This window comes from Rheinheimera sp. NSM, assembly GCF_052380015.1.
Taxonomy (GTDB): domain Bacteria; phylum Pseudomonadota; class Gammaproteobacteria; order Enterobacterales; family Alteromonadaceae; genus Alishewanella.
Genome location: NZ_JBQTCI010000004.1, coordinates 260,535 through 275,796 on the forward strand (window position 1 = coordinate 260,535; position 15,262 = coordinate 275,796).

The 15,262-nt window shown below is 49.7% G+C and carries 15 protein-coding genes; 1 reads left to right on the plus strand and 14 read right to left on the minus strand.

Going from position 1 to position 15,262, the window contains the following annotated elements:
* Window positions 1-53 precede the first annotated feature (53 nt).
* Window positions 54-518, plus strand: a complete 465-nt coding sequence (locus tag ACTZWV_RS13455) for a chemotaxis protein CheX (protein ID WP_444787042.1) — start codon at window positions 54-56, stop codon at window positions 516-518.
* 64 nt (window positions 519-582) lie between these two features.
* On the opposite strand, the gene alr is transcribed toward ACTZWV_RS13455, so the two are convergent.
* From alr to hflK, 14 genes are all read right to left on the minus strand, one after another.
* Window positions 583-1,671, minus strand: a complete 1,089-nt coding sequence (gene alr, locus ACTZWV_RS13460; RefSeq protein WP_444787043.1) for an alanine racemase — start codon at window positions 1,669-1,671, stop codon at window positions 583-585.
* Window positions 1,671-3,053 (minus strand): replicative DNA helicase, encoded by a 1,383-nt coding sequence (dnaB, locus tag ACTZWV_RS13465; protein WP_205311380.1) that lies wholly within the window; start codon window positions 3,051-3,053, stop codon window positions 1,671-1,673. Before dnaB ends, alr begins: the two co-directional genes overlap by 1 nt.
* 154 nt (window positions 3,054-3,207) lie before the next feature.
* On the minus strand, window positions 3,208-3,660 hold the full coding sequence (gene rplI, locus ACTZWV_RS13470; protein ID WP_444787044.1) for a 50S ribosomal protein L9: 453 nt from the start codon (window positions 3,658-3,660) through the stop codon (window positions 3,208-3,210).
* A 19-nt stretch (window positions 3,661-3,679) separates the two neighbouring features.
* A complete protein-coding gene (gene rpsR / locus ACTZWV_RS13475; protein WP_008218940.1) occupies window positions 3,680-3,907 on the minus strand; it encodes a 30S ribosomal protein S18 in 228 nt (75 codons plus the stop codon).
* A gap of 11 nt (window positions 3,908-3,918) precedes the next feature.
* Window positions 3,919-4,224, minus strand: a complete 306-nt coding sequence (priB, locus tag ACTZWV_RS13480; RefSeq protein ID WP_444787045.1) for a primosomal replication protein N — start codon at window positions 4,222-4,224, stop codon at window positions 3,919-3,921.
* Window positions 4,225-4,234: 10 nt separating this feature from the next.
* Window positions 4,235-4,612, minus strand: a complete 378-nt coding sequence (gene rpsF, locus ACTZWV_RS13485) for a 30S ribosomal protein S6 (protein ID WP_444787046.1) — start codon at window positions 4,610-4,612, stop codon at window positions 4,235-4,237.
* Between the two features lie 454 nt (window positions 4,613-5,066).
* Window positions 5,067-5,798, minus strand: a complete 732-nt coding sequence (gene rlmB, locus ACTZWV_RS13490; protein WP_444787047.1) for a 23S rRNA (guanosine(2251)-2'-O)-methyltransferase RlmB — start codon at window positions 5,796-5,798, stop codon at window positions 5,067-5,069.
* A 249-nt stretch (window positions 5,799-6,047) separates the two neighbouring features.
* Window positions 6,048-8,390, minus strand: coding sequence for a ribonuclease R (rnr, locus tag ACTZWV_RS13495; protein WP_444787048.1), 2,343 nt, complete (start codon window positions 8,388-8,390; stop codon window positions 6,048-6,050).
* Window positions 8,391-8,456: 66 nt separating this feature from the next.
* The gene (locus ACTZWV_RS13500; RefSeq protein ID WP_444787049.1) at window positions 8,457-9,086 is read right to left on the minus strand and encodes a tetratricopeptide repeat protein; all 630 of its coding nucleotides are present in this window, start codon (window positions 9,084-9,086) and stop codon (window positions 8,457-8,459) included.
* Between the two features lie 73 nt (window positions 9,087-9,159).
* Window positions 9,160-10,473, minus strand: a complete 1,314-nt coding sequence (locus ACTZWV_RS13505; RefSeq protein WP_444787050.1) for a S41 family peptidase — start codon at window positions 10,471-10,473, stop codon at window positions 9,160-9,162.
* 95 nt (window positions 10,474-10,568) lie between these two features.
* Window positions 10,569-11,864 (minus strand): adenylosuccinate synthase, encoded by a 1,296-nt coding sequence (locus ACTZWV_RS13510; protein ID WP_444787051.1) that lies wholly within the window; start codon window positions 11,862-11,864, stop codon window positions 10,569-10,571.
* Between the two features lie 125 nt (window positions 11,865-11,989).
* Entirely contained in the window at window positions 11,990-13,159 is a 1,170-nt protein-coding gene (locus tag ACTZWV_RS13515) for an aminotransferase class V-fold PLP-dependent enzyme (protein ID WP_444787052.1), read from the minus strand.
* A gap of 65 nt (window positions 13,160-13,224) precedes the next feature.
* Window positions 13,225-14,106, minus strand: a complete 882-nt coding sequence (hflC, locus tag ACTZWV_RS13520) for a protease modulator HflC (RefSeq protein ID WP_444787053.1) — start codon at window positions 14,104-14,106, stop codon at window positions 13,225-13,227.
* Between the two features lie 3 nt (window positions 14,107-14,109).
* Window positions 14,110-15,261, minus strand: a complete 1,152-nt coding sequence (gene hflK / locus ACTZWV_RS13525) for an FtsH protease activity modulator HflK (RefSeq protein ID WP_444787054.1) — start codon at window positions 15,259-15,261, stop codon at window positions 14,110-14,112.
* Between the last annotated feature and the right edge of the window lies 1 nt (window position 15,262).

Genomic DNA, 15,262 nt, shown 5'->3' on the forward strand with positions numbered 1-15,262 from the left:
CTAATCTTAAGCAAGCTTTATCCCGGGTCCCGTTTTCTTTGATAGGCATTGATATGAATGTTGAATTTATAAACCCGTTTTTATCCTCGTTAGTAAATGTGCTCAACACCATGGCCAATACCACCATAGTTCCGGGCCAACCCAGAATCAAAAAAGACGAACTGGCCCGTGGCGACGTGTCCGGCTTAATAGGTATGGTAAGCCCGCAAACCAAAGGCTCTTTTTCTATTACCTTTGAAGAGTCTTTAGCGGTAGAAATTATGTTTCGCATGTTAGGCGAGCGGCCAAAAGGCATTACGCCGGATGTCACCGATATGGTGGGTGAAATTACCAATATGGTTACCGGTGGCGCTAAGCGTGTGTTGGGTGAAAAAGGTTATGACTTCACTATGGCCACACCTGTGGTGGTGTCCGGTAAAAACCATACTATTTCGCATAAATCAGAAGGCGCAAAAATTTTAATGCCGTTTGATTCTGATTTTGGCAAGGTGCATATCGAAGTCAGCTTTGATAAATAGCCGCTATTTTTGCAGCAAAACGCCGGCCTGGTGTTAATGCACACTTAGCGCCGGCGTTTTTGTTTTAATGTGATGTATTTATATAACTAAATAGTACCCTGCTGGTGATATTACACAGCAGCTCATAAGGAATGGTATCAACACAGCGCGCCAGCTGCTCTACCGGCAAGTCGCTGCCCCACAGGATCACTTTATCACCTATGGCTACCGCTTCGTTGCCGATATCGACGGTAATCATATCCATCGACACCCGGCCGACAATCGGTAAGCGTTTGCCGTTAATCAGCACATCAGCATTATTACCGGCTGCGCGCGGGTAGCCATCACCATAACCCATCGCCACCACCGCCAAACGGCTGTTATGTGCGGCTATCCAGCTGCCGCCGTAACCAACCGCATCACCGGCGTTTACCTCGCGTACCGCAATAACACTACTGCTGAGTGTCATTAACGGTTTCAAACCATGATCCGTGCCTACAGCATCTGCCATTGGCGATACGCCATACAGCATTAAGCCGGGCCGCACCCAATCGCCATGGCTTTGCGGCCAGTTTAGTACGGCGCCGGAGTTGGCCAGCGAATGCTCACCGGCACTGCCCCGGGTAATGTGCTGAAATAACATCAGTTGATTAGCGGTAGCAGCTTTATCCGGCTCATCTGAGCTGGCAAAATGGCTCATTAACCGCAGCGGCCCCTGCACATTGCGGCTTTGGCTTAAGCGCTGATACAACTCGTTAAATTCGTGCGGGTAAATACCCAGCCGGTGCATACCGGTATCAACTTTTAACCATACCCGCACCGGCGCATCCAACTGCGCCGCCAATAAGGCTTCGGCCTGGTCGCGATGGTGTATTACCAGTTGCAGGTTAGAAGCAACAATTTGTGCCAGCTCATCAGCATGAAAAAAGCCTTCCAACAGCACTATCGGCCGGGCAATACCGCCGGCGCGCAGTGCTAAGGCTTCATCCAGCCGCGCCACGCCCAGCGCATCAGCCTGCTTTAACGCCTGGGCCACCGGCAACATGCCATGGCCATAAGCATTAGCTTTTAACACCGCCAGTACTTTGCTGTTAGGCGCAAGTTGCTTTACGCGCGCGAAGTTATGCTCAAGCGCCGCTAAATCTATGGTGGCCTGCGGTCGGCGGCTGGGCATTAATCGTCCTCAAACCTGGCGCTACCGGCGTAGTTATCAAAGCGCGAATAACGACCGTGGAAGGTTAGCCGCACACGGCCAATCGGGCCGTTCCGCTGCTTGCCGATGATTACTTCTGCCGTGCCTTTATCCGGGCTGTCGTCGTTGTACACTTCGTCGCGGTAGATAAACATAATTAAGTCGGCATCCTGCTCAATAGAGCCGGACTCACGCAAGTCGGAGTTTACCGGGCGTTTGTCGGCGCGTTGCTCCAATGAACGGTTTAGCTGCGACAGTGCCACTACCGGTACTTTCAGCTCTTTGGCCAGTGCTTTTAACGAGCGTGAAATTTCGGCAATCTCTAAGGTACGGTTTTCACTCATACCAGGCACTGTCATTAACTGTAAGTAGTCGACCATGATCATGCTTAAACCACCATGCTCGCGCGCAACGCGGCGTGCCCGTGAGCGCACTTCGGTTGGCGTTAAGCCCGAGCCGTCATCGATGTACATTTTGCCTTTGGTGTTTAACAGCTCAATGGCAGAAGACAGCCGCGCCCAGTCTTCATCTTCCAACTGGCCGGTACGGACCTTGGTTTGGTCAATGCGGCCTAAGGACGCCAGCATACGCATCATAATTTGTTCGGATGGCATCTCTAAGCTGAAAATAAGCACCGGCTTATCTGAGGTAATGGCCGCATGCTCACACAGGTTCATCGCGAAGGTGGTTTTACCCATCGACGGACGGGCCGCGACAATGATCAGGTCTGACGGCTGCATACCGTTGGTCATTTTATCTAAATCGACATAGCCGGTAGATACGCCGGTAACACCGTCGTACGGCGAACGAAACAGCTCGTCAATTTTTTCGATGGTTTTGGCCAGGATGCTGTTGATTGGCTCCGGGCCCTCATTGGCATTGGTGCGCTGTTCGGCAATTTTAAAGACTTTGGTCTCAGCAAAGTCTAAAAGCTCGGCTGAGGTGCGCCCCTGAGTGTCGTAACCGGCGTCGGCAATATCGTGCGCCACCGAAATCATATCGCGCACCACGGCGCGCTCACGCACAATTTCAGCGTAAGCCAGAATATTAGCGGCACTGGGGGTATTTTTGGCAATTTCACCCAAATAAGCAAAACCGCCGACATCGTCCAGTTGCAGGTTGGCTTCTAAATCTTCAGATACGGTAATAATATCAATGGGCTGGGTGGCTTCCGCCAGACGCGACATAGCCGCGAAAATAAAGCGGTGCGCGCGCAGGTAAAAATCCTGCTCGACGACTTTTTCTGCCACGCGATCCCAGGCTTCATTATCCAGCATTAAGCCGCCAAGCACGGATTGCTCAGCTTCTATCGAATGGGGCGGCATTTTAACCGCAGCAACCTGCTTGTCTTTGATACTACTCATAACACCTGTTTCAGTTGGCGAAAACAGCATAATGCTAACCTGCCTAAGGCAGATCACAAAGCGAAGTGTCAGATATTTTTAATGGGTTTACAAAATGACAACGGGGAAAACAGAGGAAAAAGCGCACTGCAGATACAGTGCGCTTTAAAGCTTATTAAGCTTCTGCGATTACCACAACTTTTACAGTTGCAGTAACTTCAGCGTGTAACTGAACGTCGATATCGAACTCGCCAGTTTCACGTAAAGTACCGGTAGGCAGTTTAACTTCTGCTTTAGATACTTTAACGCCGGCTTCAGTGATCGCATCTGCGATATCACGGGTGCCAACTGAACCGAACAGCTTGCCTTCATCACCGGCTTTAGAAGCGATAGTCACTTCACCCAGCGCAGCAAGTTTAGCAGCACGGTCGTTCGCAGCAGTTAAATCAGCAGCTAATTTAGCTTCTAATTCAGCGCGGCGGGCTTCGAATTTCTCGATGTTAGCCTTAGTAGCCGGAACTGCTTTACCCTGTGGGAATAAGAAGTTACGCGCATAACCAGACTTAACAGTTACATTGTCACCTAAACCACCAAGGTTAGAGACTTTGTCTAACAGAATAATTTGCATTGCTTATACCCCTTCTGTATTAACTGTGTGAGTCGCTGTAAGGCAGCAGAGCCAGGTAGCGTGCGCGCTTGATAGCACGAGCCAGTTGGCGCTGATACTTAGCGCTGGTACCAGTAATACGGCTAGGTACGATCTTGCCGCTTTCTGTAACGTAGTTTTTCAGAACAGCGGTATCTTTGTAATCAATCTCTACAGTGCCTTCTGCAGAAAAACGGCAGAATTTACGGCGACGGAAAAAACGTGACATTTGCCTGTCTCCTAACTTATATGTTCAATTTGTTGCGCATGCAGCACCAGCTTTGCTTGTCCGCTGCGGCTTTGGTGGCGGTTTAAAAAACCTGTCACCTTTACCATGTTGCCCAACGTTAACTGTCGGGTATGTTGTGTTAGTGCAGTTCCGGTCAGTACTACCTGTATCCTGACATAGGCCTGGCGGTTTAAACCGGCTTCCATCTGGTTACTGCGGTGTTCTAACACCAGAACCGTATGCGGTATGCCCGCAGGACTTTCGCTGTGCTCCGGTTGACGGCAGATACTGCCAACCAGTACGGTGCTATTGTCCATTAACAACAACTTACTCTTCGTTTGCTACTTGCTCTTCATTTTCGCGAGGAGCACGTTCACGACGTTCATCACGTACTTTAGCCATTGGTGATGGCTCAACTACGGCACTGTCTGTGCGCATAATCAGGTTACGTAATACTGCGTCGTTGTAGCGGAAGTTAGTTTCCAGCTCATCAATCACAGTTTGTGGTGCTTCTACGTTCATCAGAACATAGTGAGCTTTATGCAACTTCTGGATTGGGTAAGCCAGTTGACGGCGGCCCCAGTCTTCCAGACGGTGAATAGAACCACCCGCTTCTTTAATTGAGCCAGTGTAACGCTCAATCATGCCAGGTACTTGTTCACTCTGATCAGGGTGAACCATAAAAACGATTTCGTAATGACGCATTGTAGCTCCTTACGGTTAGTAAGCCTCGGGGGAACTCGGCCGGGGTTCTCATGGAGGCAAGGAACGTTAGTGTATGGCCGAAGGTCGCGTATTTTACGGAGTTAGCGGGTAAATAACAAGCAGAAAGCAGCGAAATTGATATACAAGGCAGGGAAATGTGATTGATAGCACAGCCACAAACCCATTTCGCGTAAGCGAAGGCGGCGGACAAATTCGTCGGGAACGAATTTGGTAAGCCCGGCTGAGCCGCCTCACTGAGGGCAGGATTGCCCGAGGTGTCGTTGTGGCGAGCATAGCACTCACTTTTACCGGCCAGAAAACAGCAAGGTAAGCTATTTCGCTGTGCTCGCCACAGCAACTCGCTCGCCGCTTACGCGCTCACTCAGACACTCTGTGGCTGCGCAATCGAAACACCTAACCTTTGCTATCGCTCAAAAGCAATCATACATTTAGCTTATTGACGTTGGCGCACGGCTTCGAATAAGCAGATACCGGCGGCAACCGATACGTTAAGGCTGGATACGCTGCCAAACATCGGAATTTTTACCAGGCTATCGCAGGTTTCGCGTGTTAAGCGGCGCAGGCCTTCACCTTCAGCCCCCAATACCAACGCCAGCGGTCCTTTAAAATCGGCCTGGTAAATGCTGGTATCGGTTTCACCGGCGGTGCCGACTAGCCACACACCGGCATCCTGCAATTCGCGCAAGGTACGGGCTAAGTTGGTTACAGTGATAAAAGGCACGCTCTCCGCTGCGCCACAGGCTACTTTACGTACCACTGAGGTTAGCTTTACTGAACGATCTTTTGGCGACACCACAGCATGTACACCGGCCGCATCGGCGCTGCGTAAAATCGCGCCTAAGTTATGCGGGTCGGTTACGCCATCAAGGATCAGAATAAAGGGTTTTTCCTGCTGCTCAACAATGGCGGCTAAATCCGCTTCGCTGCCGCTGCTTTGTAGGCGGGCTTTGGCGATAATGCCCTGATGCTGGCCGCCAACCATATCGTCCATAGTTTTGCGGTTACAAAACTGCACCGACACACCGTTTTGCCGTGCCTGCTGGATTAACGGCTGCATGCGCTTGTCGTCGCGATCTTTCATCACAAACATTTCCAGCACATCCTGCGGTGCGCGCTGCAATAATGCTCCTACCGCATGAATACCAAAGACCAGATCTGCGCTCATTGTTAACCCTTAATGCCGACACTTAAAAAAGGCCGGCAGTTTACCTTAGATTCCGAAATTAGCGAACCAGTATGCTCTAAGCCAACCGTTGAAGGCATGGATGCTGACAAATTCGCCTGGAGCGAATTTGAACAGCTCCGCTGGTCCGCAGGATAAACTTCATGGATGAAGTTTATAATCGAGCCTATAGGGACATATTCACGGCGTGTTGGCGTGGGCATACTGGTTCGTTAGTGCATAAGCTGATTATCACTTGGCTTTACGCCGTGGCTTTTTACGCGCCGTAATATTACGCGCGCCTTTGGGTTTAGCTTCTGCACCTTTTGCTGCCGGCGCAGCTGGCTTGCCGGTAGCACGCTTGCCACCTTTGGCTGCACCTTGCTTTGACGCTTTAATTTGCTCTTTGCTGACAATGCGTTTGGGCTCGCCCACTAGGACTAAATCAATTTTACGTGCTTCCAGGTTAACCGCAGCAACCTTCACTTTCAGCAAGTCACCCATCCGGTACACGACTTTACCATGCTCGCCACTTAACGTATGGCGCTCGGCATCAAAGTGGTAGTAGTCGTTTTGCAAGGACGTAACATGCACCAGGCCTTCGATATACAGCTCGGTTAAGCGCACAAACAAGCCAAAGCTGGTAACGGTAGCCACTACGCCGTCAAATTCAGCGCCTAAGTGGTCCTGCATATATTCGCATTTAAGCCAATCAGCCACTTCGCGGGTGGCATCATCAGCACGGCGCTCTGTCATCGAGCACTGCTCGCCCAGTGGGGTGATTTCGGCTTCAGAATATTCACGGGCACCGGTTACCTTTTGGCCTTGTTTTGCCAGTAAAGCTTTAATACCACGGTGCAGCACTAAATCCGGGTAACGGCGGATGGGCGAGGTAAAGTGGGCATAAGCTTCCAGCGCCAAACCAAAGTGGCCCTGGTTATCGCCCTGATACACTGCTTGTTTCATCGAACGCAGCATAGTAGTTTCAATCAGTTCACGATCCGGCCGGTCGCCGATTTTTTCCAGCGTTTGCGTTAATTCCAGCGGTGTCGGTTCTGCTGACAAATTCGCTTCTATACCCAACTCAGCCAAGAAGCGGCGGAAGTTGTCAAAGCGGTCGGCATCCGGCCGTTCGTGTACGCGAAACAGCGTATGGGCTTCGTGTTTTTCAATAAAGCGTGCGGCGGCCACGTTGGCCATAATCATGCACTCTTCAATGATTTTATGCGACTCTACACGGTGCACCGGTACAATCTGCTCAATTTTGCGATGGCTGTTAAATACAAAGCGGGTTTCTACCGTTTCAAATTCAATAGCACCGCGTTGGCCGCGCACCTTGGCCAGCTTTTTATACAGGCTGTTCAGCGTTTCAATATTGGTCAGGTTAGCCGCATATTGTTGACGCAGCTCAGGGTCACCCTGCAGTATTTTATGCACCTTGTTATAGGTTAAACGCGCACTGGAGTGCATTACCGCTTCATAAAACTGGTAGCTGTCGAGTTTGCCGCTGGCGCTGATATGCATATCAGCAACTAAGCATAAACGGTCGGTATGCGGGTTAAGCGAACACAGGCCGTTAGATAATGCCTCCGGCAACATGGGCACCACATGATCGGGGAAATACACCGAGTTACCGCGCTCTATTGCCGTGTTATCCAGCACCGTATACGGCAGTACATAAGCACTGACATCGGCTATGGCTACCCACAGACGCCAACCGCCGTTTTCTTTGGCTTCAGCATAAACAGCATCGTCAAAGTCTCGCGCATCTTCACCATCAATGGTGATTAAACCTAATTGGGTTAAATCGACGCGGCCTTGCTTGGCTTCTGCCGGCACTTCTTCGCCGTATTTAGCCACTTGTTTTAGTACGGCATCAGAAAACACATGCGGAATCTGATGGTTACGAATAGCAATTTCGATTTCCATGCCGGGCGCCATATGCTCGCCCAGTACTTCAGTTACTTTGCCAATGCCGTTAACACGCTTGGATGGCCGCTGAGTTATCTCAACCAACACCACCTGACCATGGCGGGCTTCGCCCTGTTCACCGTCAGGGATAACAATATCCTGGGTAATACGCGGGTCGTCAGGTACGACTACACCTAAAGCGAAGTCTTTATAATAACGACCGACTATCGGCTCGCTGCGTGGCTCTAATACCCGCACTACGCGCGCTTCAATTTTATCTTTACTGTTTACGCTTTGAGCTGTCGCCAGCACGATATCGCCGTGCAGTAAGCGCTGCATTTCAAAATTGGGGATAAACCAGTCCGGCCCGCCTTGTTCCAGCTTTAAAAAGCCGAAACCTTCGCGGTGGCCCAACACCGTGCCTTTTACCAGGTCCATATTATCGACCAGGCCATAGCGGCGGTTTTTGGTATAAATTAACTGGCCGTCACGCTCCATGGCGCGCAGGCGTTTTTTCAGCGCAAAAATAGCATCGTCATCGGTTAAGCCCAGCTCTTCAACTAATTCTTCAAAATAAGCGGGGCTCTGGCGTTTTTCGATATGCTCGAGAATAAATTCACGGCTGGGGATAGGGTTGTCATATTTTTCCTGCTCACGCGCAAGATGCGGATCATTTACCGTCATTAAGTTATCTTTTGTTTCCTAAATTGTGTTAAGTGTAACAGCTAAACTGCCTTATGAGTATGAACTTCATTTTACCGGCCGTTTAGCGTTTGCCACCACCCGTGGTGGCATCTTTTGCGCTAACTGGCCAAGCAGTTGCTGTATTTTTTTGTGTGTAGCGCCATCGGCGGTAATAGCATGGTGCAACCAGCGGTAGCTTTGTTCAAAATCAACCGGACTGCCATGGCCGTCAACCAATATTTGCGCTAAACGCAATTGGGCTTTTAAGTTACCCAGCGCCGAAGCCTCACGCAGATACACGATGGCTTTATCCACATCCGGCTGCACAAAGCGGCCAATATGATAATAGCGCCCCACTTGCTCCAAACCTTCCGGCAGGCCCTGAGCAGCGGCTTGCAGCATTAAATCCCAGCCACGCTCTACGTTGCGTGGCACACAGACCGCATACGCCAGCATATCACCGTACAAAAATTGATAAGCCGGCAACTGCATAATATCGGCACGGGCTTCAATATCACGCACCAGCTGACAATCATCATCACGCACCCGCTTAAGATGGCTGTTGGTTTGGATTAACGCCAACAGCTCGTCCTGAGTGTACAGTTGCACTGCTTCGAGTTCCTGCGCCTGTACTTGTACCTGTGCAACCGCCGGCAATAATAACCATGCCGCTATGATCCAATATTTGTTACTCATCTTTTGCGCCTGTAAATTGTCACTTTAGCCTTATCGGCCGCTACCGGCCTTTTTAAAGCAAGTTTCGCGCCTGTTATTGCTCGTTGTTTAAAACCCAGGGCGCTGCCAAGCGCGGTTCAACGGCTTTTGCCTGCATTGTAGCAGCACTCACTGCAACATCACTGCAACGGCCGCTGGCAATATAGCTAATCGCTTCAGCATATAAAGCATCCCCTGCGACACCCCAATCACCGGTAATAGCATCGGCTACCGGACAATTCGGTATCAAGCCGTCAAAATAATCCCCCTGATCTAACGCATTCACGGATTGGAAGTTAATAGCTGATAATACATAATCATCAATATAAACTGATTGCATACCAACAGGTTTGCCACAGGTAGTTTCACCTACCTGTACTACTTCTATAAACGGGTTTAATGAGTTAATCACCATTTCACTCGCAGAGCAGCTACCCTCAGTTGTTAAAATCAATACCCGTTCTAAATTCAATGAAGTCTGGCCCTTGCCAAGCGAAAACAAAGTGGTGCTATTTTGAGATGTGTTTTTATCATTGTAGCGATATTTTATGAAAACCTGATCGCGAACAAAATTTTGGGCTATCTGCGTACTTAGCTGATTAGCAACGCGAATATAGCCTCCGCCATTGTAGCGTAAGTCCAGGATCAGCTCGTCAATACTTTGCTGCGCAAAATAGCTAAATGCCTGCTCCAGTTCAGTTTCGGACAGCTCAATAAAACTATTAAACACCAGATAGCCAACACGCTTATCACCTTGAGTACTGACCGAGCGGTGCAATACCGTATTGGTAGTAACATCAGTTTTAATAAAGTCCGCAGACAGTTCAGTATTATCGGGCTTTTGCCAGACGAAGTTGCGCATAACACCGGCTTCATTCGGACCATACACATCATTATTAGTGGCAGTACCGGCATCAAGCCGGCTTAACCACTGCGCTACGCTAACGCCTTCAATCTCGGAGATTTTATCACCGCGGCGCAAGCCGTTTTGTGCGGCAGAGCCATCGTCATAGACATAAGCTATTTGCAACGCTGTATTATTATCCGCCCGGACAGAAGAGAAGCCGTAACCAAAAAAAGTCGCATTAACAAAACGGTCTTCATATTCCTGCCGTGTCGTGATATAGCTGTAGCGGTCCTGCGGCGCGGCCACAGCGTTCAGCATGGCTGCCGGCGAGGTATAAGCGCCCAGATTAATATCTTCCGGTAGATCGCGATACCACAGGTAATCCTGCTGCAATGCGCAAAATACCTGAGAATTAATGTCCGTACGCTGACATGCAGCCGTTGCTGTTGCCGCATCGTCGCGACTACTGCCGCCACAGCCACTCAGGGCAAATAACGCGGTAATCAAAATCAATGTACGCATAGCCATAACTCCATCTGCTGCTGTTTTGACCAGCATAAAACAAAAACGCTGCCTGGTGGCAGCGTTTTTTATCGTGTTATTGCTTTACGTTAGCATCAGGCAAATGGATGACGTAATACGATGGTTTGTACGCGATCCGGTCCGGTAGAAACAATATCAATCGGCACACCGGTCAACTGCTCTAAACGGCTGATATAGTCACGTGCCGCTTGTGGCAGTTTATCTAACTGTTGCACACCGAAGGTGCTTTGCTGCCAGCCCGGCATTTCTTCATATATCGGTGTTACCAGCTCATAGCCTTCTGCTGCCATGGGTGGAATGTCGGAAATATTGCCGGCGGCATCTTTATAACCGGTGCAAATCTTTACTTTATCCAAGCCATCTAATACATCCAGCTTGGTTAAGCAAAATCCGGAAATACTGTTTAATTGCACCGCACGTTTAACTGCAACGGCATCGAACCAACCACAGCGACGCTTACGACCGGTAGTAGCGCCAAATTCGTGGCCTTTAACACCTAAGTGTTCGCCAACAGCACAGTCCAGCTCAGTCGGAAACGGGCCTGAACCAACACGGGTAGTGTAGGCTTTAACAATACCCAGCACGTAGTCGAGGTAGCGCGGACCAAAACCGGTGCCGGTGGCTACACCGCCGGCGGTGGTGTTGGACGAGGTAACATAAGGATAAGTACCGTGGTCGATATCCAGCAAGGTACCCTGGGCACCTTCAAACATAATTTCCTGCCCGGCCTTGCGGGCCCGGTCCAGCAAATCTGTGACGTCGACAACTAACGGCTTTAATATTTTCGCGATAGCCAGCGCATTATCCAGGGTGGTTTGATAATCCACCGCCGGCACTTTGTAATACTGTGTCAGCGTAAAGTTGTGTAACTCCATTACTGTTTTTAGCTTCTCAGCAAACAATTCAGGGTTAAACAAATCGCCAACGCGTAAACCACGACGGGCCACTTTATCTTCATAAGCAGGGCCGATACCACGGCCGGTGGTGCCAATCGGCTTGTCGCCACGCGCCAGTTCACGCGCTTTATCCAGCTCAACGTGAAACGGCAGGATCAACGGACAGGCTTCACTTAGCAGTAAACGCTCTTTTACCGGCACGCCACGCTGCTCCAGCATGGTCATTTCCTTTAAGAACGCTTCAGGAGATAACACTACACCATTGCCGATTACGCATTTAACGTTTGCACGTAAAATACCTGACGGAATTAAATGTAATACGGTTTTTTCACCGTCGATAACCAAGGTATGCCCTGCGTTATGGCCGCCTTGATAGCGCACCACAAAACTGGCTTTATCTGTTAATAAATCGACGATTTTACCTTTACCTTCGTCACCCCATTGGGTGCCGAGCACTACTACGTTCTTGGCCATGGTTCCTACATCATGGAAAAAATCAGGCGTGGATTCTACCAAATAGCCGGGCAAGTTTCAGCCGTCCGGATGAAAAAAAGCCGCTTTTTTCGCAGCGGCTTAATTAATGGTTTTTAATCAGCTAGTTAACCGGCAGTCGTGGCCAGGCAACTCAGGTCGTACTGCGCACTGTTATGGTATAAAGCAAAGCCAAAGCGTAAACGGTCCGCTCTGTAGTCCGTTTCAATGCCGGCACGCTTAAGCTGCGCAGCCAATTCGGCCACCTCCGGCACACTGCCCGGACGAAAGGTCAAAAAGTGGCCATGGTTAGCAAGATCATGCATCACCAGATTATCAGCATGTAATTTAGTATGCTGCACAGCCGCCAGTTTTTGCAAAAATACCTGCTGCAGCTGCTGGACATACTGATGAATACGGCCAACGCTGATGCCCTGCTGTTTAAATAAACGCAGCACCGCATTCAGCCGGTACAGCGCTGAGAAATCCATGGTTGCACCGGCAAAACGATAACCGTCTTCACTGTACAATACGGTAGCTGATTTCTCTGCGGCTAAAGTACCAAACTCAGCAAACCAACCGGTATACAGCGGCCGCTCTGTGCTGCCTACCGGCACCGCCATAAAACAACAGCCCTCGCCGCCCTGGGCATACTTATAACTGCCGGCCAGATAAAAAATACGTTCGGCAATGGCAGATAAATCGGTCGGCAACGCCATAAAACCATGATAACCGTCGATTACGATCATCGCCTCACTGACAGCGGCAATTTGCTGTACAAAGCCGGTTAAATTGCTGACCGCTACGCCGGAGTTAAAAAACACCTGGCTGCAAAAAATCAGCTGATACTGATTTGTTGCCGCAGCATCGGTAAAACGCTGCTCAAAACCGGCAAAGGGCTCAGTAGCAATAATGTCCACCTGCACATTGTCATATTCTGCCAGCCGTTTGACCTGACGCGAAAAACTGTAAAACTCACTATCGGTAGTTAAAATGCGCAGCGGTTGGCGTAAATCAAAACAGCTGAGTAAGCGCATCACTAATTCATGCGTATTGGGCGCAAACACAATTTGCTCCGGCTGCGGCAATTGCAGAATATCGGCGATTAGCTGCTGGGTTTGCGGCACTTTTTCGCCGAAAATATAGCGCCACTTGTCATCTACCAGCCGTGCGGTGTCATCCCAGTATTCCAACATGGCATCGCGGCTGACATCCGGCCAGTAATGATGCGAATGGCAGGCAAAGTGTTGTTTGCCCTGGTTCGCCTGCAAAAAGCGCTGATAAAATTGTTGATACATGGCTCCCCCGGTTCGCGTTACAGACAAAAAAGGCCCTTTCGGGCCTTTTTCAGTACTGCCAGCAGTTAATTCTGCACCTTATCTGACTTCATATATTTAAAGAAGTCATTGTCCGGCTGTATTACTAACACATCATCCTTGCTTTTAAAGCTGTTCTTATAAGCTTCGAGGCTGCGGATAAAGGAGTAAAACTCGGCATTTTTGTTAAAGGTTTCGGCGTACACATTAGCAGCTAATGCATCACCTTCACCGCGCACACTACGTGAGTTACGCTCAGCGTCAGCCACCATTACGGTAACTCTGGCATCAACATCGGCCCGGATAATTTCGGCTTCTTCCATACCTTTAGAACGGTGCTCCCGCGCTACAGCATGACGCTCGGCTTCCATCCGCGCAAAGATGGAGCTACTGACTTCCTGCGGCAGGTTAATTTGCTTTACCCGCACGTCAACTACATCAATACCCAATTCTTTTGCCGCTTCGCCGGCTTGTTGTAACGCTCTCTCCATTAACTGTGTACGCTCACCGGAGACAATTTCCTGAATGGTTCGGGCACCAAATTCAGTGCGTAAACCGTTGTTAATATACTGCTTTAATAACACTTCAGCTTGTGCCGTATTGCCACCGGTAGAGAGAAAATAAGCACCAAAGTCTTTGATACGCCATTTTACATAGCTGTCTACCAATAAGTCTTTCTTCTCTGCCGTAACAAAGCGATCCTGAGCGTCATCCAGCGTTTGCACCCGTGCATCCAGTTTGCGAACCGTTTCAATTAACGGCAACTTGAAATGCAGGCCGGGTTCATACACCACGACATTTTGCTCAGCGTCACGCTGAATTTTACCAAACTGAATAACAATGCCGCGCTGGCCTTCCGGCACCACAAACAATGCCGACAGGAAAATAAAACCAACAACTACAATAATGGCAACTATAAAATTCTTCATTGCTTACCCCCTGCCACTGCGCGTTGTACCGGCACGTGAAGTATCAGTGCGGTTTGGACTATTGTCCGTAGTACTACGCGACGGAATTAATGGCATAGCACCTGATGACGGTGCGGTACCGCTACTACCCTGATTCAACATTTTATCCAATGGTAAGTACATAATGTTATTACCATTTTTCACATCAACCAGTACTTTGGATGTATTGCTGTATACCTGTTCCATGGTTTCCAGATACATACGGTCGCGGGTTACTTTCGGCGCAGCCAGATATTCCGGTAACAGCTTTTCAAAGCGGGCCACTTCACCCTGGGCTTTTAACACGATTTGCTGCTTATAAGCTTCAGCTTCCTGCATTACGCGGTTAACCTGACCACGGGCACGCGGTTCAATTTCACGCGCATAAGCCTGAGCTTCCTGGATAAAACGTTCCTGATCTTCCTGTGCTTTAATGGCGTCATCAAAGGCGTCACGCACTTCTTCAGGTGGCCTGGCGTCACGGAAGTTAACATCTACCAGTGCAATACCCATGTTGTAGGGCTCAATGATACCTTCCAGTTCCTGGCGGGTATTTTGCCGCACCACTTCGCGGCCGCGGGTTAATACGTCATCCATAATGGAGTGACCAATAACATAACGCAGAGCCGCATCGGTGGCCTGATGCAGGCTGCTGTCGGCGTCAACTACCGAGAACTTGTACAAGCGTGCATTAAATACACGGTACTGAATTTCAAAGGTAACCCGCACCAGGTTTTGATCCTGTGTCAGCATAAAGCCGTCGCTGCGTAAAGAGCGCACACTGGTAACATCAACCGGCAACACATTGTCGATAAAAGTAGGCTTCCAGTGAATACCAGGCCCCACTTCACTGTGATACTGACCAAAACGCAGCACTACGCCACGCTCAGATTCTTTAATGGTGTAAAAACCACTAAAGGCCCACACCAGGGCCGCCACAATTAACACCAGTATCAGTGCTGCTGATGCGCCACCGTTACTGCTGCCACCTGAAGATTTGCCTCCACCGAAAATGCCACCGAACTTTTTGCCTAAGTTACGAAACACTTCATCTAAATCGGGCGGGCCTTGATCACGACCACCCTGTTTCCAGGGGTCGTTATTCTTGCCGTTGTTGCCCGGCTCATTCCAAGCCATG